The sequence below is a fragment of the Metapseudomonas resinovorans DSM 21078 genome, assembly GCF_000423545.1.
Lineage (GTDB): Bacteria > Pseudomonadota > Gammaproteobacteria > Pseudomonadales > Pseudomonadaceae > Metapseudomonas > Metapseudomonas resinovorans.
Genome location: NZ_AUIE01000035.1, coordinates 1 through 21,922, shown reverse-complemented (window position 1 = coordinate 21,922; position 21,922 = coordinate 1). Strand labels below are relative to the sequence as shown.

Annotated in this window: 20 protein-coding genes; 13 read left to right on the top strand and 7 right to left on the bottom strand. The window is 63.7% G+C overall.

Annotation, left to right across the window (positions count from 1 at the left end; genetic code table 11):
• Positions 1-22: 22 nt before the first annotated feature.
• Together G559_RS0120660 and G559_RS0120655 are read right to left on the bottom strand one after the other, a co-directional pair.
• Positions 23-694 carry a response regulator transcription factor gene (locus G559_RS0120660; protein ID WP_028630072.1) on the bottom strand — a complete coding sequence of 224 codons (672 nt, stop codon included), beginning with the start codon at positions 692-694 and terminating at the stop codon, positions 23-25.
• A gap of 118 nt (positions 695-812) precedes the next feature.
• Positions 813-1,739, bottom strand: coding sequence for a LysR substrate-binding domain-containing protein (locus G559_RS0120655; RefSeq protein WP_028630071.1), 927 nt, complete (start codon positions 1,737-1,739; stop codon positions 813-815).
• A gap of 387 nt (positions 1,740-2,126) precedes the next feature.
• On the opposite strand from G559_RS0120655, the gene G559_RS0120650 reads away from it, so the two are divergent.
• The 3 genes from G559_RS0120650 (at position 2,127) to G559_RS0120640 (ending at position 4,282) form a co-directional block, all read left to right on the top strand.
• Positions 2,127-2,513 carry a response regulator transcription factor gene (locus G559_RS0120650; RefSeq protein WP_028630070.1) on the top strand — a complete coding sequence of 129 codons (387 nt, stop codon included), beginning with the start codon at positions 2,127-2,129 and terminating at the stop codon, positions 2,511-2,513.
• A 250-nt stretch (positions 2,514-2,763) separates the two neighbouring features.
• The gene (locus tag G559_RS0120645; protein ID WP_028630069.1) at positions 2,764-3,966 is read left to right on the top strand and encodes an NAD(P)/FAD-dependent oxidoreductase; all 1,203 of its coding nucleotides are present in this window, start codon (positions 2,764-2,766) and stop codon (positions 3,964-3,966) included.
• Positions 3,967-4,048: 82 nt separating this feature from the next.
• Entirely contained in the window at positions 4,049-4,282 is a 234-nt protein-coding gene (locus tag G559_RS0120640) for a hypothetical protein (protein WP_028630068.1), read from the top strand.
• A 252-nt stretch (positions 4,283-4,534) separates the two neighbouring features.
• Here the strand turns inward: G559_RS0120640 and qhpG are convergent, their stop codons facing one another.
• The 4 genes from qhpG to G559_RS0120620 form a co-directional block, all read right to left on the bottom strand.
• Positions 4,535-5,824, bottom strand: coding sequence for a flavin-dependent monooxygenase QhpG (gene qhpG / locus G559_RS0120635; protein WP_028630067.1), 1,290 nt, complete (start codon positions 5,822-5,824; stop codon positions 4,535-4,537).
• The gene (qhpE, locus tag G559_RS0120630; RefSeq protein WP_028630066.1) at positions 5,817-6,491 is read right to left on the bottom strand and encodes a subtilisin-like serine protease QhpE; all 675 of its coding nucleotides are present in this window, start codon (positions 6,489-6,491) and stop codon (positions 5,817-5,819) included. Before qhpE ends, qhpG begins: the two co-directional genes overlap by 8 nt.
• Positions 6,481-8,214: an ABC transporter ATP-binding protein gene (locus tag G559_RS0120625; RefSeq protein WP_028630065.1), complete on the bottom strand. Its 1,734-nt coding sequence runs from the start codon at positions 8,212-8,214 to the stop codon at positions 6,481-6,483. Before G559_RS0120625 ends, qhpE begins: the two co-directional genes overlap by 11 nt.
• Before the next feature lie 160 nt (positions 8,215-8,374).
• Positions 8,375-10,276, bottom strand: coding sequence for a sigma-54-dependent Fis family transcriptional regulator (locus G559_RS0120620; RefSeq protein ID WP_028630064.1), 1,902 nt, complete (start codon positions 10,274-10,276; stop codon positions 8,375-8,377).
• Positions 10,277-10,497: 221 nt separating this feature from the next.
• Here G559_RS0120620 and G559_RS0120615 point away from each other — a divergent pair, with 221 nt between their 5' ends.
• From G559_RS0120615 to G559_RS0120570, 10 genes are all read left to right on the top strand, one after another.
• Positions 10,498-10,896, top strand: coding sequence for a MerR family transcriptional regulator (locus G559_RS0120615; RefSeq protein ID WP_028630063.1), 399 nt, complete (start codon positions 10,498-10,500; stop codon positions 10,894-10,896).
• Between the two features lie 39 nt (positions 10,897-10,935).
• A complete protein-coding gene (locus tag G559_RS0120610) occupies positions 10,936-12,099 on the top strand; it encodes an isovaleryl-CoA dehydrogenase (protein WP_028630062.1) in 1,164 nt (387 codons plus the stop codon).
• A gap of 109 nt (positions 12,100-12,208) precedes the next feature.
• The gene (locus G559_RS0120605) at positions 12,209-13,816 is read left to right on the top strand and encodes a carboxyl transferase domain-containing protein (protein WP_028630061.1); all 1,608 of its coding nucleotides are present in this window, start codon (positions 12,209-12,211) and stop codon (positions 13,814-13,816) included.
• A gap of 101 nt (positions 13,817-13,917) precedes the next feature.
• A complete protein-coding gene (locus G559_RS0120600; RefSeq protein ID WP_028630060.1) occupies positions 13,918-14,712 on the top strand; it encodes a gamma-carboxygeranoyl-CoA hydratase in 795 nt (264 codons plus the stop codon).
• 2 nt (positions 14,713-14,714) lie between these two features.
• Positions 14,715-16,658, top strand: a complete 1,944-nt coding sequence (locus G559_RS0120595) for an acetyl/propionyl/methylcrotonyl-CoA carboxylase subunit alpha (RefSeq protein WP_028630059.1) — start codon at positions 14,715-14,717, stop codon at positions 16,656-16,658.
• Between the two features lie 82 nt (positions 16,659-16,740).
• Positions 16,741-17,646 carry a hydroxymethylglutaryl-CoA lyase gene (locus G559_RS0120590; RefSeq protein ID WP_028630058.1) on the top strand — a complete coding sequence of 302 codons (906 nt, stop codon included), beginning with the start codon at positions 16,741-16,743 and terminating at the stop codon, positions 17,644-17,646.
• A gap of 164 nt (positions 17,647-17,810) precedes the next feature.
• Positions 17,811-18,557 (top strand): response regulator, encoded by a 747-nt coding sequence (locus G559_RS29145; protein WP_051246810.1) that lies wholly within the window; start codon positions 17,811-17,813, stop codon positions 18,555-18,557.
• A gap of 153 nt (positions 18,558-18,710) precedes the next feature.
• Positions 18,711-18,881, top strand: coding sequence for a YhfG family protein (locus G559_RS30480; protein ID WP_137822365.1), 171 nt, complete (start codon positions 18,711-18,713; stop codon positions 18,879-18,881).
• Entirely contained in the window at positions 18,881-19,489 is a 609-nt protein-coding gene (locus G559_RS0120575) for a putative adenosine monophosphate-protein transferase Fic (RefSeq protein ID WP_028630057.1), read from the top strand. Before G559_RS30480 ends, G559_RS0120575 begins: the two co-directional genes overlap by 1 nt.
• 173 nt (positions 19,490-19,662) lie before the next feature.
• The gene (locus tag G559_RS0120570; RefSeq protein WP_028630056.1) at positions 19,663-21,468 is read left to right on the top strand and encodes a DUF262 domain-containing protein; all 1,806 of its coding nucleotides are present in this window, start codon (positions 19,663-19,665) and stop codon (positions 21,466-21,468) included.
• A 203-nt stretch (positions 21,469-21,671) separates the two neighbouring features.
• Here the strand turns inward: G559_RS0120570 and G559_RS29140 are convergent.
• A partial coding sequence (locus tag G559_RS29140) for a transposase domain-containing protein (protein WP_036997628.1) occupies positions 21,672-21,922 on the bottom strand: 251 nt, incomplete at its 5' end.

Genomic DNA, 21,922 nt, shown 5'->3' with positions numbered 1-21,922 from the left:
CCGGCGCGCCATGGCGGTGCGATCAGGACGATTTGCGCGGCGGCTGGATGCCGAGGGCTTCCGATTTGCGCACCAGGTCGGCGACGGAGCGCGCAGCCAGTTTCTTCATCACTTGCCCGCGATGGACCTTTACCGTCACTTCGCTGAGGTTCAGTTCGGCGGCGATCTGCTTGTTCATCAGGCCGGCCACGACGAAGCCCATGACTTCCCGCTCACGCACGGTCAGCGAGTCGTAGGCGGCGCGCAGCGTGGCGTTCGAGCGCTCGGCGGTCAGGCGCTCGCCATCCCGCGCCAGGGCGGCGGCGACCGCGTCAAGCATGTCCTGGTCGCGGAACGGCTTGGCGAGGAAATCCACCGCTCCCGCCTTCATCGCCTTGACCGTCATGGCGATGTCGCCGTGCCCGGTCATGAACACGATGGGCATGCACACGCCGCTTTTCTCGAACTGTTCCTGGAGGGCAAGGCCGCTCTCGCCGCGCAGCCGGACGTCGAGGATCAGGCAGCTGGGCACGTCTTGCTTGGGGAAGGCGAGGAAGTCCTGCGACGATTCGAACGTCTCAACGCGCAGGCCGATCGAACGTAGCAATCCGTCGAGCGCGAGCCGCATCGACTCGTCGTCGTCGACCACATAGACCATCGGTTCCTTGTGGTCGGTTGGGGCTTGGGTCGTCGTTGAATGCGACCAGGAACTCATCTCGCCTCCTCTTCACCGACCGACTGTGCGTGCGGTGTAGATATCCAGAAAAATTTAGTCCACGTCACCCTGGCCGGCAACGCCACCGGCCGTACGGACAAACGCAGACACCGGGTCATCAGGCGGCCACTGCGGCGCGCTCCTGCGTGCCAACATAGCGACAGAAGCGCGAGCGCAGCCAGCGTTCGCGCGGATCGTTGTGGCTGGCGCCGCGCCAGGCCATGGACAGGTCCGGCGTTGGCAGGTCGAGCGGCACGAACTCGGCGCGCATGCCTTCCAGCTGTGCCATGGCCTGGGCGACGTAGTCCGGCACCATGGCCAGCATGTCGCTTGCGGCGAGCAGCGCGGGCAAGGCACTGAACTGCGGCACCGCCAACACCACCTTGCGCCGGCGCCCGGCCAGCCCAAGGGCGTGATCGACGTCGTCGATGACATTGCCCATGGAGGACACCACCACATGGGGACGTCGGCAGAACGCGTCCAGATCCAGAGGGCCGGCAGCGCTGTCGGCGCGCAACAACATCGGCTGCATGGGTCGCAGTCTGCGGCAGTGGGTGCTGGCCGGCAGCTCCTGCGTCAGGCTGACGCCCAGGGAAATCTCGCCGGCGCTGAGCAACTGGGGCAGTTGCCAGCGGTCCGCCCTGCGCACCACCAGGGTCACGTTCGGCGCCTCGTCCCGCAGCTGCCGCATCAGGCGCGGAAGCAGTGCGTATTCGACATCGTCCGAAAGCCCGACATGGAAGGACGCATCGCTGGTCAGCGGATCGAACGCCTGCGTACAGCTCAAGGCCTCGGCTATGCCTTCAAGGGCCGGCGCCAGCCGTGCATGGATTTCCACGGCACGCGCCGTAGGCTCCATCACCCCGGCAGTGCGAATGAACAGCGGGTCGTTGAACAACGCGCGCAATCGCCCGAGGGCGCTGCTGATGGTGGTCTGCCCCAGGAACAGTCGCTCACCGGCCCTCGTCACATTGCGCTCCCGCATCATGGTTTCAAAGACAACCAGCAGGTTGAGGTCGGCACGCCGCAGGTCATTTCGGTTCATCATGTTCGCTGCCTGGATAGGTGGATTCGCACGACAATTCGCTGTCCGTCCGGATAGCCAGAGGCCAACGATGTGGGTCCAGCTTATTCAGGCCAACGACGGGAGGTCACTTGTACATCTGTCCCGCCGGGATACCTCTTGGGCGTGCGCCCTTGTACATGGGTATTGCATGCGGCGACTTGCCGACCGTCAGGAGAAGTTGGGTAGATGCCCCATAAAACCCGATGCGGTCTATACCGATGCAATCTTCCCAGCCATTTTGCCGTGCATTGTCGAGGTATGGGTATCAACACCTCAGTGTCGATTGACTATACATAGGTATACTTCTCCGCAGTTCCGGACGGCGTATCTTTCAATTACGACAATCGCCATCACGAGCGACTTAAAATGACGCAACAAACTCAGGCAGGCACTACGGCAGTCATTGCAGTCGTCGATGATGACGAATCCGTAAGGACGGCGCTGGAAGGTTTATTGAGATCAAGCGGCTACCAGGCCCGTACCTATTGCGATGCCCTGGCGTTTCTCGACTCCGCCGGCCCTGCGGACACGCACTGCCTGATATCCGATATCCAGATGCCGGGAATGAGCGGTGTCGAACTGCACGAACGGCTCATCACCATGGGTTTGCGGATTCCTACCATTCTGATCACTGCCTTCCCCGAAGCAGCTCCGCGCATCGGCACCACGATGCCCGGCCTGATCGCCTGCCTGCCCAAGCCTTTCTCGGCCGACCAGTTGCTGGAGTGCATCGAGAACGCCCTTCGCCAGTAGCACCGAGCCGATCCGGCAAATTCTTTGGCGCCCTTCGAATATACCTTCGTATATATCAACCCACCCCACGCATAACGCCAATGCACCGATGTAGAAGTGCATCTTTCGCAGTCCGCAAATAGCATGAACCCACAGCGGACGAATGAATGCGACGAAACTCGCAGCGGCAAACCCGGCCTATATAACTCGTTCCGCCGAACATGAACCAACAACTTCAATGTCATTTACCCACTCTTTTCAGGAGCAAGTCATGAAGCAGCATATTCTGGTAATTGGCGCGGGATTCGGCGGACTCTGGAGTGCATTGAGCGCAGCGCGCCTGCTGGACATGCACGGTCGTCACGACGTGGATATTTCCCTGCTGGCGCCCCAGGCCGAACTGCGCATCCGTCCGCGTTTCTACGAGCCCGACGTGCATGCCATGTTCGCGCCCCTGGAGGCCTTGCTCGACACGGTAGGCGTGCGTTTCATCAAGGGTACGGCCGAGCGCATCGATGAGCAGGCCAGGATCGTCGGCTACCGCGACGAGGCCGGCCAGCCGCACGAACTGGGCTACGACCGCCTGGTACTGGCGACCGGCAGCCAGTTGGCCCGGCCGCCGGTACCCGGCCTGCAGGACCACGCCTTCGATGTCGACCAGATCGAGTCGGCCGTGCGCCTGGAGAACCACCTGAAGTCCCTCAAAGACCTGCCGGCCAGCGACGCGCGCAACACCGTGGTGATCGCCGGTGGCGGCTTCACCGGCATCGAGACCGCCACGGAGATGCCGGCACGCCTGCGCGCCGTACTCGGCGATGACCAGCATATCCGCGTGATCATCGTCGACCGCGGCCCGAAGATTGCGGCAGCCATGGGCGATGGAATCCGCCCGCCGATAGTCGAGGCCAGCGAACACCTGGGTATCGAATGGGAGCTGAATACCAGCGTATCGGCGGTCGACGCCGATGGCGTGACCCTTTCCGATGGCCGTCGCATCGAGAGCCGGACGCTGATCTGGACCGTTGGTTTTCGCGCCAGCCCGTTGACCGAGCAACTGACCAGCGTGCGCGATGGCCAGGGACGCCTGCACGTGGATCAGAACCTCAAGATATTCGGTCAGGACAACATCTTCGCCGCTGGCGACGTTGCCTATGCCGCCACCGATGACCTGGGCAACTTCGCCGCCATGTCCTGCCAGCACGCGATCTCCCTCGGTCGCCATGCCGGCAACAACGTTGCGGCCGACCTGCTGGGCGTGCCGCCCACCGCCTACCGCCAGCCCAAGTACGTGACCTGCCTGGACCTCGGCGCCTGGGGTGCGGTGTTCACCGAAGGCTGGGACCGCCAGGTCAAGCTGCTGAAACAGGAGGCCAAGGAGCTCAAGAGCCAGATCAACAGCATCTGGATCTACCCCCCGGCAGCTGATCGCAGCACCGCCCTGGCAGCCGCTGACCCGATGATTCCGGTGGCCTGAGCCCTCATCCGACCCTGGCTTCCGTCACCCCGTGGCGGAAGCCAGCCGAGCAACGCTGCTGCTTCTGTAGAGGGAGCCGGCCATGTTGGCCTTCTTCGAATCACCCAGGCGCGTACTGAAAATCTCCACCCATATGCTGGCAGGCGGCGCGGCGATGCTGGCAATCGGGGTCCTGCTGGCCTACTTCCTTGACGCCTACCTGTCGATCGGTGCGCTGGTACTGGCGCACCTTTTGACGATGCTGGGTCCGACCTCGATCAAGATCGGCTACGTGCTGCGCCTGCACGCGCTGTACCGCTTCAATGCAAGCACCTGATTGCCCAGGCTGGGCGTCGTCGTTGTAGGGGCGATTTCAATCGCTATGTCTGCGTTAGCTGTTTCGAGAGATTGACCATCGGGCCAAGAGCCTTGTAGGAGCTGGCTTGCCAGCGAAACGCGGCCATTCGCTGGCAAGCCAGCTCCTACGGGCAATGCAGCTCCCGACAACACGTAACGCAGACATAGCCATCTCAATTGCCAAGCAGAATGAATTCGCCCCCAACAGAAAAAGCAGTGGCCTGAGCGGGGTTCAGGGTCTGTAGCCCTGGGCCAGCAGCCAGCCTTGCACCAGGCGACGAGGCTGTTCCGGGAGGCTGGCCAGGGCCTGGGGCAGCTCACCCCGATGCAGGGCGGAAACGACAGGGGCGAGTTCGATGCCTTGCAGGTGCCAGATGCCCAGCGGCTGGTCCGCCGTTACGACCACGTCGGCTTCTTCGATCAGGTCGCCATGAATCACCGGTGCGCGCTCCACGCGCACCTGGCTGAAGTCCGCCGGCGCGTGCATGGGCTCGGCGTCGGGCCAGGTGCGGCGGTCGCGCCAGAAGGCTGCGTCTGGCCAGCGTTGTTCCAGGGCGTAGAAGTCCCGCCCGGTGCGGGCGAAGCGCAGGAAGAGGTGTTCCACCCGGCGCTGGTGGAAACGCCGGGCCAGTTCGGCGCACTCGGGGCGTTGAATCATGGTGTTGATCACTGCCGATGCCTGCAGGGCCGACGACAGCGACTGGAAGATGCCGTTGCCGGAGAGCGGGTCCACCGCCATCGCGGCATCCCCTACCCGCAGCCAGTTGGGGCCGCTGGCCTCGTGGAAGAGAATCGCCGTGCTGCTGCGGGCGTGCAGGCTGGCCGGCTGTAGGGCCTGGGCGCCGAACAGCTCGCGCACCAGCACGGACTCGCTGCGGCGGTGGGCACAGTAGTCGGGTAGTTGCTCCTTGGGCGGCAGATCGCGGGCGTTGAGGGTGATCTGCCAGTAGCAGCGGCCGTCCGTCAGGCGCGCCATCCAGGCCCAGCCATCGGGCAGGCTTTCCACCGCCGAGGCCGGTTGACCGGGGGCGTCCTGCCACTGGTTGAGCAGGCTCAAGGTTTCCGGTCCGCGCAGGCGACCACCGGCCAGCGGCGCCTGGCGGCCACGGGCTTCGACGAGGAAGTCCGCGCGCAGGGGTTCGCCCGGTTCGATATGGATCAGATGACCATCGCCGGTGCTTTCCACTTTCAGCACGCGCGCCGCCAGCACCTCGATGCCGGCAGCGCGCAGGTCTTCGCGGATGGCAGCATCGAACTGCGGGCGATCCAGCAGGCATTCCTGATTGATCGACTGGCCGTCGCCGTTCCACTGCACCCGCCGCGGCGAGGGAGCGGCGGCGCAGGCCAGCGCACGATCAAGACCGGCTTGCCGCAACCCATCCAGCACCCGTTGGGACACGCCCTCCACTGCCGCAAAGCGGCGCCATTCGCTGACCACCCGCACGGAGTAGCCCAGCCGACGCAGCCCGAGGGCCACTGCCGCGCCAGCCGGGCCGGCACCCAGCACGACGATCTCAGTCATGGCCACGGCGCTCCCGTCCGGTGAAGGCCGCTCCCTCGCGTAGCCACTGGAGCACAGCCTCGCGGCCGGCGCCGGGATGGGCTTGCAGGAAGCCGGCGATGATGCCGGAAAGGGCCGCGCAACCGACGCTGGAACCCGCCACGCCATTGGCCGCTGCCACATGGGCACCGAAGTCGGCTTGCGGGCTGTTCAGCCAGGACCATTGCCCCGGCGCGCAGCGGGCATCGCCGGTCACGCGGATCACGCCCGGATAGGCCGCCGGGTACACCGGCTCGCCCTGGGCCGGGCTGGAGGCGCAGAGCAGGATGCCGGCGGTATGGGCCAGCACGCAGGCCTCACGCAGCACCGGGCGGTCGTTGCGCAGGCCGAGGCTCAGGTTGACCAGGGCCACGTTCTGCTCGATCAGCCAGTGAAGGGCAGCGGCAATCTGCAGCGGGCTGGTCTGCCAGCGCTCAGCGAATACCTGGGCCACACAGAGGCGGACCGGGCCGCACTGGCGCGTCAAGGTGTCCAGCACAACGCTGCCGTGGCCAAGGGCATCCGGCTGGGTGTCGCCATCGAGCAACTCACCGCCTTCCAGCCAGAAGCGCCGGGCCAGGGCAACGTGGCTCCCCTGCTCCGGCGCGAAGCCGCTGTCGATAATGCCGATAGCGAGTTCATTGGCCATGGCTCACCTGCTCGGGTTCCAGGCTGTGCAACTGGCCGTGCTCCAGGCGGAAGGCGATGTCGGCCTGGGCCAGGGTGGATGGCCTGTGGCTGATAAGGATGCGCGTGCGCCCGGCGAAGAGCTGGTCGATGGCGGCGATCACTTCGCGCTCGGTAGCTTCGTCCACCGCCGACGTGGCTTCGTCCAGCACCAGGATCAGCGGGTCTTGCAGCAGCGCGCGGGCGATAGCGATGCGTTGTTTCTGCCCGCCGGAAAGTTGCTGGCCGCGCTCGCCCAGTGGGTTGTCCAGGCCAAGCGGCAGGGATTCGATCAGGCTGTCCAGGCGGGCCAGCCGCGCCACCTGTTCCAGGGCCTCACGGCTGGCGTCGGGGGCGCTGTAGCCGAGGTTCTCCGCCAGGGTGCCACGGAACAGGACGATGTCCTGGCTGACCACGGCGATGCGCCGGCGCAGGGCAAAGAGGTCCAGCTCGCGCAGGTCGACGCCGTCCAGCAGGACGCGCCCCTGGTCCGGGTCGTAGAAGCGTTGCAGCAGGTCGATCAGGGTGGATTTGCCGACGCCCGAGGCGCCGCTGATGGCGACTTTGAGGCCAGCGGGAATGCAGGCGTCTACGTCGCGCAGCACGGCACCGGCACGTTGCTCGTGGGCGAAATGCACGCCTTCCAGGCGCAGCTCTCCCCTGCCCTCCGGCATGGGTTTGGGCGCGTCGGGCTGGCGTACCGGCACCGGCTCCTGTTGCAGTTCCATCACCCGGCCGAGGCTCACGGTCATCCGTTGCAGCGCAACGTAGAGACCCAGCAGGCTCTGCACCGGCCCCACGGCCATGCCGAGGTAGGTGGAGAAGGCGATCAGCGCGCCCAACTGCCAGGTGCCCTGGATCACCCAGTAGCCGCCGATGAGGAAGGCACAGGCGCGGGACAGCGAGGTCAGGGTGCCGGGCACGGCATGGGTGAAGAACTCGGTGATTTGCACGCGCAGCAACTGGCTCATGTAGCCCTGCCCGAGTCTTTCCAGGCGGCCGGACTCGCGTTTCTGCTGACCGGCGGCCTGGATGAACTTCATCGCCGGCAGGGTTTCCACCAGGAACGACGACACGTCCGCCGAGCGTTCGCGCAGGCTGCGCACCTCGCGCTCGACCTTGCGTCGCATCCAGCGCAGCCAGAGCACTTCGATGGGGATCAGCAGCGCCAGCAGCAATGACAGTTGCCAGGACAGCAGCAGCATCAGGGTCACCGCGCCGATCAGGCCGATGACGCTGGAGACGGCGGAGAACAGCGAATCCACGGCGAAGCGCTGGATTTCCGCCACGTCGCCATCCAGCCGGGAAAGGATGTCGCCGATGCGCTTGCGGCCATAGAAGGCCGGCGAGAGTTGCTGCAGGTGGCGGTACAGGTCATCACGCAGGGCGAAGAGGATGCGCCCCGAGAGCCGGGTGTGCAGGTAACGGTTGATGCCCGACAGCACGGTGCCGAGGATGCCGACGGCGATCATTGCCACCGCCACCTGCACCAGCAGGCCGAAGTCCTTGGCGAGCAGGCCGTCGTCGATCAGGGTCTTGGTCAGCCAGGGTTGGGCCAGCACCAGCAGGGAGGCGCCGAGGGACAGGCCCAGCAGAACGAGGATGGCGCGCAGCTGCGGGCGGACGAAGCCATAGAGCCAGGCCAGGGCACGGCGCAGCAGGTCGGGGTCGCTGGTTTCCACCAGTTTGAGGAGGAGACGGGTCATCGGGTAATCGCCAGGGATTGCACGTTCATTGTGGGGGCGAATTCATTCGCTATGGGCTGCAACGCAGCCCCCTTCGGTCTTGCAGGGCAGACCTGCGGTCTGCTTAGCGAATGAATTCGCCCCCACAGGGTTTCAGCCCCGCATTGGCAGCTTGGGCGAGTCATCCCCTCAGTTGCTTCAGCTTGCGATACAGGGTCGCGCGGCTGATGCCGAGGGCGTCGGCGGCGGCAGAGACATTGCCCTGGTGGCGGTCCAGGGCGCTGCGGATCAGCTCCAGCTCGTTCTCGCGGATGCTGCCGGGCTGGCGGCAACTGGCGGTGAGTTCGTCCAGCAGGCTGTCGGTGAGGTGATCCAGCCCCAGCACCTTCTCGCCCGCCTCACGCATGGCCAGCGCCGAGCGCAGGACCATTTCCAGCTGGCGGATGTTGCCCGGCCAGTCGTAGCCGGACAGCAGTTCGGTGAGGTCCTTGTCGAGGCTTACGTTGGACGCGCCGAACTTGTGCAGCACGCCGCTGATCATTCCGCCCAGGTCATCCCGCTCGCGCAGGGCCGGCAGACGCAGGCTGACGCCGTTGATGCGGTAGTAAAGGTCTTCACGGAAGTGCTTTTCCTGCACCAGGCGCTTGAGGTCGCGGTGGGTGGCGCAGATCACGGCGACGTCGATGTCCTGTTCTTCGCCGGCACCCAGGGGCGCCACCTTGCGCTCCTGCAGCACGCGCAGCAGGCGCGCCTGCAAGCTCAGCGGCATGTCGCCGATCTCGTCGAGGAACAGCGTGCCGCCATGGGCCTGCATCAGCCGTCCGACCATGCCCCCGCGACGCGAACCGGTGAAGGCGCCTTCGCGGTAGCCGAAGAGTTCGGACTCGATCAGGCCCTCCGGGATGGCGGCGCAGTTCACCGCCACGAACGGCTTGTCGGCACGCGGGCTGGACTGGTGCAACGCGCGGGCCACCACTTCCTTGCCGGTGCCGGTCTCGCCCAGCAGCAGCACCGGCAGCTCATTGGCCAGGCCCTGGCGCGCCATGCGCAGGGCGCGGGCGAAACGGCTGTCGCGTCCGGCCAGTTCATCAAGCAGCAAGGTTTTCTGCGAGGCCGGCGCCCTGGCAGCGGGTGCGGTGCCGCCAAGGCTGGTGTGGCGCGGCACCTGAAGGGCGCGGAAGAAGAACTCGCCCTTGGCGGTCTGCACGCTGCTCACCCCGCCCTGCAACAGACGGGTGATGAATTGCGGCGAGCGCTCACCGATCAGGTCGCTCGAACGGCGGCCCACCAGCGCTTCGCGGCGTATCTGCAACAGGTCGCAGGCACGCTCGTTGGCCGCGAGTACCTCGCCGTCCAGGCTGACGGCCAGAAGGCCGTGCCAGGCACTGCCGAGATATTGCGGGCGGCTGTGGAAGGCCAGCACCAGATGATCCGGGTAGCAGAGGCCGAACATGCGGCTCTCGATGTTACCGGCGGCCAGCATCAGGGTGGCGAGGTTGTCCTGGGGCTGGGCCATGACCCCTTCACGGGTCAGGTCGATCACGCCGACCACCCGGCCCTGGGGGTCGCGCAGGGGCACCGAGGTGCAGGAGAACGGGCTGAGGCGGTCCAGGTAGTGTTCGCCGCAGTTGATCAGGGTCGGTCGCCCTTCCACTACGGCGGTGCCAATGGCGTTGGTGCCGCGCAGGGACTCGCTCCAGCAACTGCCGGGACGCAGGTCGCGCAGCCCGAAGCTCTTGAGGAATTCGGTCTGGCCTTCGATGGCCAGGACGTTGGCCTGGGCGTCGCCGAGGATGATCAGCCCGCCCTTGCCCTGCTGGCTGACCAGGTACTCCAGCTCCGGCGTGGCGGCATCGATCAGCAGGCGGTTGCTGTCCAGCAGCAATTGCAGGTCGTGCCGCTGCTCGACCTGCTCGCCCTCCAGGCAATTGAGGCCGTGGCCGAGACTGCGCCGCCACGAGGCATCGATCTCGTCGCGTAGCACGCCCTGAGGCAGTTCGCCTTCGCTGGCCAGTTTCAAACGAGCCTGACGCGACTCGTGCAATGGATCGGCAGCGGTTTTTATTCGAATGTCTTGCGCCATCTCTCGCTCCAGCGTGCGCCCCGGCATGGGCCGGCGGTCAAGTCGCTCGCCTTGAATGTCTACACCCCCGGCCCACGTCCGTAAAGAGCGGACCAACTCCCCTGCAGGCAGCAAGTATCAAGCCATTCCGGCCGTCGCCTGCTGTTGCGAAGCGTAGTTGACAGTCAGGTTGGCACAGGTTTACGTTAACGTAAAGGTAAACACAGCCACGAGCCCCGACCATGCCCACCACCTACAGCATTTCCGACCTGGCCCGCGAACTGGACGTCACCACCCGCGCCATCCGCTTCTATGAGGAGCAAGGCATGCTCAGCCCCGAGCGCCGCGGCCAGGAGCGCATCTACAGCCCTAAGGACCTGGTGGCGCTCAAGCTCATCCTGCGGGGCAAGCGCATCGGTTTCTCGCTGGCCGAATGCAAGGAACTGATCGACCTCTACGACCCCAGCAGCGGTAACCGCAAGCAGCTGCAGACCTTCATGGACAAGATCGCCGCGCGCCGCGCGCAGCTTGAACAGCAGCTGCTGGATATCCAGCAGATGCAGCTGGAACTGGATACGGCCGAGGAACGCTGCCTGGCGGCCATGGCCGAAACCGAACGCAAACAGGGCGTCAACGCCTGATCCACTCATCCTCCGACAATGACAAGCACAGGTGTAACGATGAGCTACCCCACTCTCAACTTCGGTCTCGGCGAGACCATCGACATGCTGCGCGATTCCGTCCATCAGTTCGCCCAAGCCGAACTGGCCCCGCGTGCCGCGCAGATCGACCGTGATAACGAGTTCCCCATGGACATGTGGCGCAAGTTCGGCGACATGGGCCTGCTCGGCATGACCGTGGAAGAGGAGTACGGCGGCACCAACATGGGCTACCTGGCTCACGTGGTGGCGATGGAAGAAATCAGCCGCGCGTCCGCCTCGGTCGGCCTGTCCTACGGTGCCCACTCCAACCTCTGCCTCAACCAGATCCGCAAGAACGGCACCCACGAGCAGAAGCTCAAGTATCTGCCCAAGCTGTGTTCCGGCGAACACGTCGGCGCGCTGGCCATGAGCGAGCCCAACGCCGGCTCGGACGTGGTGTCGATGAAGCTGCGCGCCGACAAGAAAGGCGACCGCTACGTGCTCAACGGCAACAAGATGTGGATCACCAACGGCCCGGACGCCAACACCTACGTGATCTACGCCAAGACTGACGTCAACGCCGGCTCACGCGGCATGACCGCCTTCATCGTCGAGCGCGACTTCAAGGGCTTCTCCCGCCACCAGAAGCTGGACAAGCTGGGGATGCGCGGTTCCAACACCTGCGAGCTGGTGTTCGAAGACGTTGAGGTGCCGGAAGAAAACATCCTCGGTGCGGAAGGTCGTGGCGTGGCCGTGCTGATGAGCGGTCTGGACTACGAACGTACCGTGCTCTCCGGCGGCCCGACCGGGATCATGAGCGCCTGCATGGACGTGGTGCTGCCCTATGTGCACGAGCGCCAGCAGTTCAAGCAGTCCATCGGCGAATTCCAACTGGTGCAGGGCAAGCTGGCCGACATGTACGCCGGCATGAATGCTTCCAAGTCCTACCTGTACACCGTGGCCAAGGCCTGCGACCGCGGCGAGGAATCGCGCAAGGACGCCGCCGCAGTGATCCTCTACACCGCCGAAATGGCCACCAAGATGGCCCTGGACACCATCCAGCTGCTGGGCGGCAACGGCTACACCAACGAGTACCCGGCGGGCCGTCTCCTGCGCGACGCCAAGCTCTACGAGATCGGCGCCGGCACCAGCGAAATCCGCCGCATGCTGATTGGCCGCGAGCTGTACAACGAAACCCGCTGATCGCCACACCGAGCCCCTGTAGGAGCGAGCTTGCTCGCGGACACGCCTTCGCCAGCAAGCTGGCTCCTACAGGAAAGCGCCGGTACAGACACTCGACGGAGCGCGCCAGATGGCCATCCTGCACACCCAGATCAACACCCGTTCCCCGGACTTCGCCCGCAACAGCGCGGCGATGCTCGAACAGGTCGGCGCCCTGCACAGCCTGCTCGGCCGCATCCATGAAGGCGGCGGCGCCAAGGCCCAGGAACGCCACACCTCGCGCGGCAAGCTGCTGCCCCGCGAGCGCATCAATCGCCTGCTGGACCCCGGCTCGCCCTTCCTCGAAATCGGCCAGCTCGCCGCCCATGAGGTCTATGGCGAAGACGTACCCGCCGCCGGTGTGGTGGCCGGCATCGGCCGCGTGGAAGGCGTGGAATGCATGATCGTGGCCAACGACGCCACGGTGAAAGGCGGCTCCTACTACCCGCTGACCGTGAAGAAGCACCTGCGCGCCCAGACCATCGCCCAGCAGAACCGCCTGCCCTGCATCTACCTGGTGGACTCCGGCGGCGCCAACCTGCCGCGCCAGGAAGACGTGTTCCCGGACCGTGAGCACTTCGGCCGCATCTTCTTCAACCAGGCCAACATGAGCGCAATGGGCATCCCGCAGATCGCCGTGGTCATGGGTTCCTGCACCGCCGGCGGCGCCTACGTGCCGGCAATGAGCGACGAAACCATCATGGTGCGCAACCAGGCCACCATCTTCCTCGCCGGTCCGCCGCTGGTGAAAGCCGCCACCGGTGAAGTGGTGACCGCCGAAGAACTGGGCGGCGCCGACGTGCACTGCAAGGTGTCCGGCGTGGCCGACCACTACGCCGAGAGCGACGAGCACGCCCTGGCCCTGGCCCGGCGCAGCATCGCCAACCTCAACTGGCGCAAGGCCGGCGAACTGAACCTGCGCACGCCCCTGGCGCCGCGCTACGCCAGCGATGAGCTGTACGGCGTGATCCCGGCCGATGCCAAGCAGCCCTTCGACGTGCGCGAAGTCATCGCCCGCCTGGTGGACGACTCCGAGTTCGATGAGTTCAAGGCGCTGTTCGGCACCACCCTGGTGTGCGGCTTCGCCCACCTGCACGGCTACCCCATCGCCATCCTCGCCAACAACGGCATCCTCTTCGCCGAAGCCGCGCAGAAAGGCGCGCACTTCATCGAACTGGCCTGCCAGCGCGGCATCCCGCTGCTGTTCCTGCAGAACATCACCGGCTTCATGGTGGGCAAGAAGTACGAAGAAGGCGGCATCGCCAAGCACGGCGCCAAGCTGGTGACCGCTGTGGCCTGCGCCAAGGTGCCGAAGTTCACCGTGATCATCGGTGGCAGCTTCGGTGCCGGTAACTACGGCATGTGCGGCCGCGCCTACGACCCGCGCTTCCTGTGGATGTGGCCCAACGCCCGCATCGGCGTGATGGGCGCCGAGCAGGCCGCTGGCGTGCTTACCCAGGTCAAGCGCGAGCAGAGCGAACGTGCTGGCCACAGCCTGAGCGCCGAAGACGAAGCCCGCATCAAGCAGCCGATCCTTGAGCAGTACGAGCGCCAGGCGCATGCGTATTACTCCAGCGCACGGCTGTGGGACGACGGTGTGATCGACCCGGCGCAGACCCGCGACGTGCTCGGCCTCGCCCTCTCGGCCAGCCTCAACGCCCCGATCGAGCGAACCACTTTCGGCGTGTTCCGCATGTAAACCCTGCTTGCGAGCGGTGGAGCCATCGTAGGAGCCAGCTTGCTGGCGACCCCGGGTACCACCGCTGATCGCGAGCAAGCTCGCTCCTACAGGAGAGCAGGATGACCGACTTCAACACGCTGCAACTGGACATCGCCGACAACGGCATCGCCACCCTCTGGCTGAACCGTCCGGACAAGAACAACGCCTTCAACGCCGGGATGATCCGAGAGCTGATCCTCGCCCTGGATGCCGTCAAGGCGCATGGCAAGGTGCGCTTCCTGGTCCTGCGCGGCCGCGGCCGGCACTTCTCCGCCGGCGCGGATCTGGCCTGGATGCAGGAATCCGCCCAGCTCGACTACGCCGCCAACCTCGACGATGCCCGCGAGCTGGCCGAGCTGATGTACAACCTCTACCACCTCAAAGTGCCAACCCTCGCAGTGGTGCAGGGCGCGGCCTTCGGTGGCGCGCTGGGCCTGATCAGTTGCTGCGACATGGCCATCGGCGCCGTGGACGCGCAGTTCTGCCTGTCGGAAGTGCGCATTGGTCTGGCCCCGGCGGTGATCAGCCCTTTCGTCGTCCAGGCCATCGGTGAGCGCGCCGCGCGCCGCTACGCCCTGACCGCCGAACGCTTCAGCGGTGAACGCGCCCGTGAACTGGGCTTGCTCGCCGAGTGCTATCCAGCCGAGGAGCTGGACCAGGCCGTGGAAGCCTGGACGGCCAACCTGCTGCAGAACAGCCCGCAGGGCATGAGCGCCACCAAGGACCTGCTGCGCGAAGTCGGCAGCGGTGCCCTCAGCCCCAATCTGCGCCGCTACACCGAAAGCGCCATCGCCCGCATCCGTGTGAGCCCCGAAGGCCAGGAGGGCCTGCGCGCCTTCCTGGAAAAACGCAAACCGTCCTGGCAGGAGCAATAACAATGATCACCACCCTGCTGATCGCCAACCGCGGTGAAATCGCCTGCCGCGTCATGCGCACTGCCAAGGCGCTGGGTATCCGTACCGTGGCCGTGCACAGCGCCATCGACCGCAACGCCCGCCACGTGCGCGAGGCCGACGTGGCCGTGGACCTGGGCGGCGCCAAGCCGGCGGAAAGCTACCTGCTGGTGGACAAACTCATCGCCGCCGCCAAGGCCAGCGGCGCCCAGGCCATCCACCCCGGCTACGGCTTCCTCTCCGAGAACGCCGGTTTCGCCCGCGCCATCGCCGATGCCGGGCTGATCTTCCTCGGCCCACCGGCCACCGCCATCGACGCCATGGGCAGCAAGTCCGCCGCCAAGGCGCTGATGGAAGCTGCCGGCGTGCCGCTGGTGCCCGGCTATCACGGCGAAGCCCAGGACCTGGACACCTTCCGCACCGCCGCCGAGCGCATTGGCTACCCAGTGCTGCTGAAAGCCGCTGCTGGTGGCGGTGGCAAGGGCATGAAGGTCGTGGAGCGTGAAAGCGAGCTGGCCGAGGCCCTGGCCTCCGCCCAGCGCGAAGCGCAGTCTGCCTTCGGCGACTCGCGCATGCTGGTGGAGAAGTACGTCCTCAAGCCGCGCCACGTGGAAATCCAGGTGTTCGCCGACAGCCATGGCAACTGCCTGTACCTGAACGAGCGCGACTGCTCCATCCAGCGCCGTCACCAGAAGGTGGTGGAAGAAGCGCCCGCCCCCGGCCTCTCGCCGGAAATCCGCAAGGCCATGGGGGAGTCCGCTGTGCGCGCTGCCCAGGCCATCGGCTACGTGGGCGCCGGCACCGTGGAATTCCTGCTGGATGAACGCGGCGACTTCTTCTTCATGGAGATGAACACCCGCCTGCAGGTGGAGCACCCGGTGACCGAAGCCATCACCGGCCTGGACCTGGTGGCCTGGCAGATTCGCGTTGCCCGTGGCGAAGCCCTGCCCATTACCCAGGAGCAGGTGCCGCTGATCGGCCACGCCATCGAAGTGCGCCTCTACGCCGAAGACCCGGACCAGGACTTCCTGCCCGCCAGCGGCCGCCTGGCCCTCTACCGCGAAGCCAACGCCGGCCCCGGCCGCCGCGTGGACAGCGGGGTGGCCGAAGGTGACGAGGTATCGCCCTTCTATGACCCCATGCTGGCCAAGCTGATCGCCTGGGGCGAGAACCGCGAAGAAGCCCGCCAACGCCTGCTGGCCATGCTCGACGAAACCGCCGTGGGCGGCTTCAAGACCAACCTGGCGTTCCTGCGCCGCGTGCTGGCCCACCCGGCCTTCGCCGCTGCCGAGCTGGACACCGGTTTCATTGCCCGTCATCAGGAGCAGTTGCTGCCCGCCCCGGCCGCCCTGCCCCCGGTCTTCTGGCAGGTGGCTGGCGAAACCTTCCGCCAGAGCGAGGCCGAGCGCGTGCGCGGCGACGACCCGCACTCGCCCTGGAGCCGCAACAGCGGCTGGCGTGCCGGCCTGCCGAGCGCGACCGACCTGCACCTGACCTGCGGCGACGAGCGCCAGGTCATACGCCTGCGTGGTACCGCCGCCAGCCCGATCCAGCTCAAGGGCGAATACGTCACCCTGGAGCAGGACGGCCTGCGCCGCCAGCATCTGGCGATCCGCCGGAGCGAAACCCTCTACCTGGAGTGGGATGGCGAGCTGCGCAGCGTCGGCCGGGTCGACCCGATCGAGGAAGTCGAAGCCAGCCACGCCCACCACGGCGGGCTGACGGCGCCCATGAACGGCAGTATCGTGCGCGTCCTGGTGGAAACCGGGCAGACAGTAGAAGCCGGCACCGCCCTGGTGGTGCTCGAAGCCATGAAGATGGAACACAGCATCCGCGCGCCCCACAATGGCGTGGTCAAGGCGCTGTATTGCAGCGAAGGCGAGCTGGTCAACGAAGGCACCGCCCTCGTCGAGCTGGAAGAGGCCTGACCCGGCATGACCGTAGGATGGGTAGAGCCCGCGAAACCCATCGCGGGGTTGATGGGTTTCGCACCGAAAGAGAGATGACGCAATGACTATTCCCAGCAAGGTCCGCCTGGTCGAAGTCGGCCCGCGCGATGGCCTGCAGAACGAGAAGCAACCTATCAGCGTCGCCGACAAGGTGCGCCTGGTGGACGACCTCACCGCCGCCGGCCTCGGCTATGTGGAAGTGGGCAGTTTCGTTTCGCCCAAGTGGGTGCCGCAGATGGCCGGCTCCGCCGAAGTCTTCGCGCAGATCCAGCGCAAGGCCGGCGTGACCTACGCCGCCCTGGCGCCGAACCTCAAGGGCTTCGAAGCCGCCGTGGAAGCCGGGGTGAAGGAGGTGGCGGTGTTCGCGGCCGCGTCCGAGTCCTTTTCGCAGAAGAACATCAACTGCTCCATCGCCGAGAGCCTGGCGCGCTTCGTGCCTGTGATGGACGCGGCCAAGGCCCACGGCATCAGCGTGCGTGGCTATGTGTCCTGCGTGCTGGGCTGCCCCTACGAAGGCGAGGTGCCCGCCGAGCAAGTGGCTAGCGTTGCCGCCGAGCTTTACGCCATGGGCTGCTATGAAGTGTCCCTGGGCGACACCATCGGTACCGGCACGGCCGGCGCCACCCGCCACCTGTTCAACGTGGTGGGCACCCGTGTGCCGCGTGACCGCCTCGCCGGTCACTTCCACGACACCTACGGCCAGGCCGTGGCGAACATCCATGCCAGCCTGCTGGAAGGCATCACCGTGTTCGACAGCTCGGTCGCCGGCCTCGGCGGCTGCCCCTACGCCAAGGGCGCCACCGGCAACGTCGCCACCGAAGACGTGCTCTACCTGCTCAACGGCATGGGCATCGAGACCGGTATCGACATGAACAAGCTGGTGGAAGCCGGGCAACGCATCTGCGCGGTGCTGGGCAAGGAGAACGGGTCGAGGGTGGCGCGCGCCATTCTCGCTCGGGCAGGCTGAGGCATCCCCCCACTCCCAGCCCTTCTCCGAATGGGGAAGGGCTGGAGGTGAGAAAGCCCACCGCGCCTCGCAACGTCCATCGCCAAGTAGCTCGTCCACCCGAAGCACGCCCGCGTGTAGTTCCTGGGCCGCCAAACGCCCTCCTCCTCGGCACGAGCTTCACCCTGCAATCGACTTCCGCTTCGGACACGCCCTTTCCCCGGAACCGCTGGAGCGTCCGCGCCCTGATCGTGGACGATGACGCGCCCATCCGTGAGCTGCTCTGCGGCTATCTGGCGCGCTTCAATATCGAGGCGGTGGGCGTGGACGATGGCCAGGCCATGCGCCTGGCCCTGGCCGAAGAACGCTTCGACGTGGTGGTGCTGGACCTGATGCTGCCCGGCGAGGATGGCCTGTCCCTGTGCCGCTGGCTGCGTGCGGAGTCGGATATCCCGATCCTGATGCTCACCGCCCGCTGTGAGCCGGCGGACCGCATCATCGGCCTGGAGCTGGGTGCCGATGACTACATGGCCAAACCCTTCGAGCCACGCGAACTGGTGGCACGCATCCAGACCATCCTGCGTCGGGTGCGTGACGACCACGACACGCCTCGCACCGACAGCCGCAGCAGCATCCGCTTCGACGCCTGGCGTCTGGACGGCGTGCTGCGCCAGCTGCAGTCGCCCGAAGGGCTGGTGGTGCCGCTTTCCAACGCTGAGTTCCGCCTGCTCTGGGTTTTCCTCGAACGCCCGCGCCGGGTGCTCAGCCGCGAGCAGTTGCTGGACGCTGCGCGGGGTCGTTCGATCGAGGCCTTCGACCGCAGCATCGACCTGCTGGTCTCGCGCCTGCGGCAGAAGCTCGGCGACGACCCGCGCTCGCCGCGCCTGATCAATCACCCGAGCGGCAACCTGCTGTACCCCAAAGGCCCATAAAACGGGCTGTCCAGGCACCCGCCAACCTCGCCAAACCAAAGCTTTCCAGAAAAAACGCCTAATGTAGTCACCACTTTCGGCAGCCGCTGTTGCCCACTACGCAACCGGGGTATCCGCTATAATCGCGCAGTAATCAGCGAGAGACGCGACCCAATGCCAGCTCTGTCCCTACAGGCCAAAAAGGCCTACTTCGCCAAGGTGCGCCAGTCCAACTATGCCGCCAGTCTCCGTCTGGAAGGCTTTGACGTGACGCCGGCCGATGCGGACCGCAAGCTGCCTACTCGCGAAGCTGCCCTGGACGCTTACCGCAACAAGCAAGGCTGATGGTCGACAAATACGGCGTCGGCCAAGACCCCTACTGCTACCCCGGCACTTCGGTGCTTAGAAACCGCTTGGGCCTAACCTCTGACGAAGCGCTCAACGAAGCAGAGCGCACACTCTCCGCAATCGCTGCCAGCGAAATCGAATTCATCCCCCCGCCATACGACTTGGTATCCCTAAAGCGTATTCATCACCAGTTGTTCCAGGACATCTACGACTGGGCCGGCGAGCTGCGCACTGTGGATATCTCCAAGGGCGGCACTCACTTCTGCAATGTCACCCGCATTGAGCCCGAGGCTGAGAAGCTATTCCGTACCCTGGCAAATGCCAATTGGTTCGAGGGACTGGATCGCCACGACCTGGTCGCCGCTGCCGCTGAACTGTTTGGCGATCTGAATATGACCCACCCATTCCGCGACGGAAACGGACGGGCTCAGCGCATCCTGTTTGAGTTCATCATCGTCAACGCCGGTTACGAGCTCAGCTGGTGGGGAGTCGAAGAGTGCGAATGGATTCAGGCCAACATCGACGCAGTTGTCTGCGACTACAACGCTCTGATCCGCATCTTCGACCGATGCATTGGACAGCCGATTCCACCTATATGCTACTAAGCCATGGTAGGGCTGATCGACGAGCTATGTCTGATCCAGCTGAATTGATATTGATGTGGCAGATTGCCATTTGGTAGCTTAAGCGCGCTTGAATATGTGGCATGCAATGGTGTTCATTTGCAGCCTTCAGTTTTTTCTGGGGCGGTATGTTTAGACGATAGAGGGAGTTAGTGGTGGCTTATAAATCTAGCAATATCGCCAGTGTAATTAGACGTCTCAATGTGGATTATTTTTTACCAGCCATTCAGAGGCCGTACGTTTGGACTCCAGATCAAATTGTTAGGCTCTTTGATAGCTTGCTAAAGGGCTATCCTATCAGCTCATTTTTATTCTGGGACGTAAGTCCAGCTCAGATCGAGAATCTTAATATATATAAGTTTGTCGAGGACTTTACCTACGGAGATTTCCATAACGAGTCTGCGTATCTGACTGATAAGCAGGTCACGCTTGTGCTTGATGGTCAGCAGCGTCTAACTTCTCTTTTGATAGGTTTGAAGGGAAGCTACAAGAGTAAGCTGAAGAATAAGCGGTGGGATAATCCGGATGCGTGGGTTAGGCAGTATCTGTATCTTGACTTGTTGCAGGATGCGCGCAGTGAAGATGATTCGCTTACTGACGTAACATATGGTCTTCAATTCTTCAAGGACGATCCAGCTCTAGGTGCGGGGAGTTATTGGTTCCCTGTCAGCAGGGTTCTAGAGTTTGGGGATCAGAAAGAGTTTGATTCCTATGTTGATGATCTGCTGCAAAAACTGGAGAGTCAAGGGGTAGATAGAACTGATAGAAAGATAGTTGAGAGAAATCTTGAAACTCTCTATCGAGCGATTTGGAAGGATGAGGTAATTGCGTACTTCACAGAGACCAGTAAATCTCTTGAAAGGGTTTTGGACGTATTCGTTCGAGCGAATGAAGGCGGCACAAAACTAAGTAAGTCAGATCTGCTGCTGTCCACGATTACAACAACCTGGGGGGATTTGAATGCCCGAGAAGAAATCTACCAGTTTGTTGATTACTTGAATTCTGGGCTTGCACGTCACAACGACTTCGATAAAGACTGGGTAATGAAAGCTTGCCTGGTTCTTTCAGACCTGCCGAATGCGTACAAAGTATCTAACTTCAATAAGTCTAACCTTGAGTTAATTCGCAAAAATTGGGACGCCATCAAGGTTGCCCTTGAAAGTACAGTTCGCATAGTCAACGATTTCGGCATTGATCGGGATACGCTGACAAGTACTAACGCCCTTCTGCCGGTGGCTTACTACCTATTCAAAACAAAGGTGCGCTTCAATGCTACCGATGCGATGGGTGCGGACGCTATTGTTTCTATTCATCGGTGGTTGATGAAGGCATTGCTCGGAAGTGCGTTTAGTGGATCTTCTGATAATACTATTGCGCTTGCGAGAAAAATTATTCAGGAATCACTCGCGGTTTCTGAGGGTTTTCCGGAAAGAGATTTGCTCGTTGGCCTGCGTAAGCACAGTCAAATCGACTTTACGGACAGTCGCAGCCTGAATGATCTTCTGGCGATAAAGTACTCTGATAAAGGGTGTTTCCTAGCGCTTTCGTTGCTCTATGCAGACAAGCGCTGGGGGGCTTCACAGTATCATGTTGATCACATATTCCCACAAGCAAAGCTTTCTAAGGCAAGACTTCTTTCCAGTGGCGTATCGGAATGGGCTGTCGAAGCGTTTGTAAGTTCAAAGGACTGCTTGGCAAACCTGCAGTTGCTACCATCCGTAGACAACATGGAGAAGTCTGATAGCGATTTTGATGGCTGGGTCATGTCAAGGACTGAAGAGTTCTCAAAGCAACATCTAATCCCCGCTGACAAGAATCTATTCCGGTTGGAGTGTTTCCTGGACTTCGTCAAACGACGCGAAGAGCTGTTGCGTCAACGCTACGCCTCAATTCTAGGCTTCGATAGTGATGTCTTGACGAAATATCTGGAAGACGAGTTGGCGTTACCAGAAAAAAAGTAGGGGGGACCGCGGTTAGTGTTCCGGTGGCTAGAGATGGTTCCAGATTCTTGCCGAATCTGCGCCGCGCCGGAGTCTTTACCGTTGGTCCTAAAGGTAGTGAGCAGCGTATTGCTGACTATCACGAGGCTCTGGATTTCCTTCGTGGCCTACCAACCGCGGTATCCGCTCCATAAACCCCGTCTTCCGTTGACGAGGCTTTGTTATCAGGATGCGCTCGTCGGCGGGCAGTTCCACGGCAGCAGGGCTTCGAAGTCTTCGATGCTATTGGCCAAGGGCAGGCGTTCGAGGATATAGCGCAGCCAGGCATAGGGCTCCTGCCCATTAGCCTTGGCGGTCTCGATCAGACTGTAGAGCTGCGCGCTGGCTGTGGCGCCCTTGGGCGTGTCGCTGAACAGCCAGTTCTTGCGGCCGATCACGAAGGGGCGGATGGCGTTCTCGGCACGGTTGTTGTCGA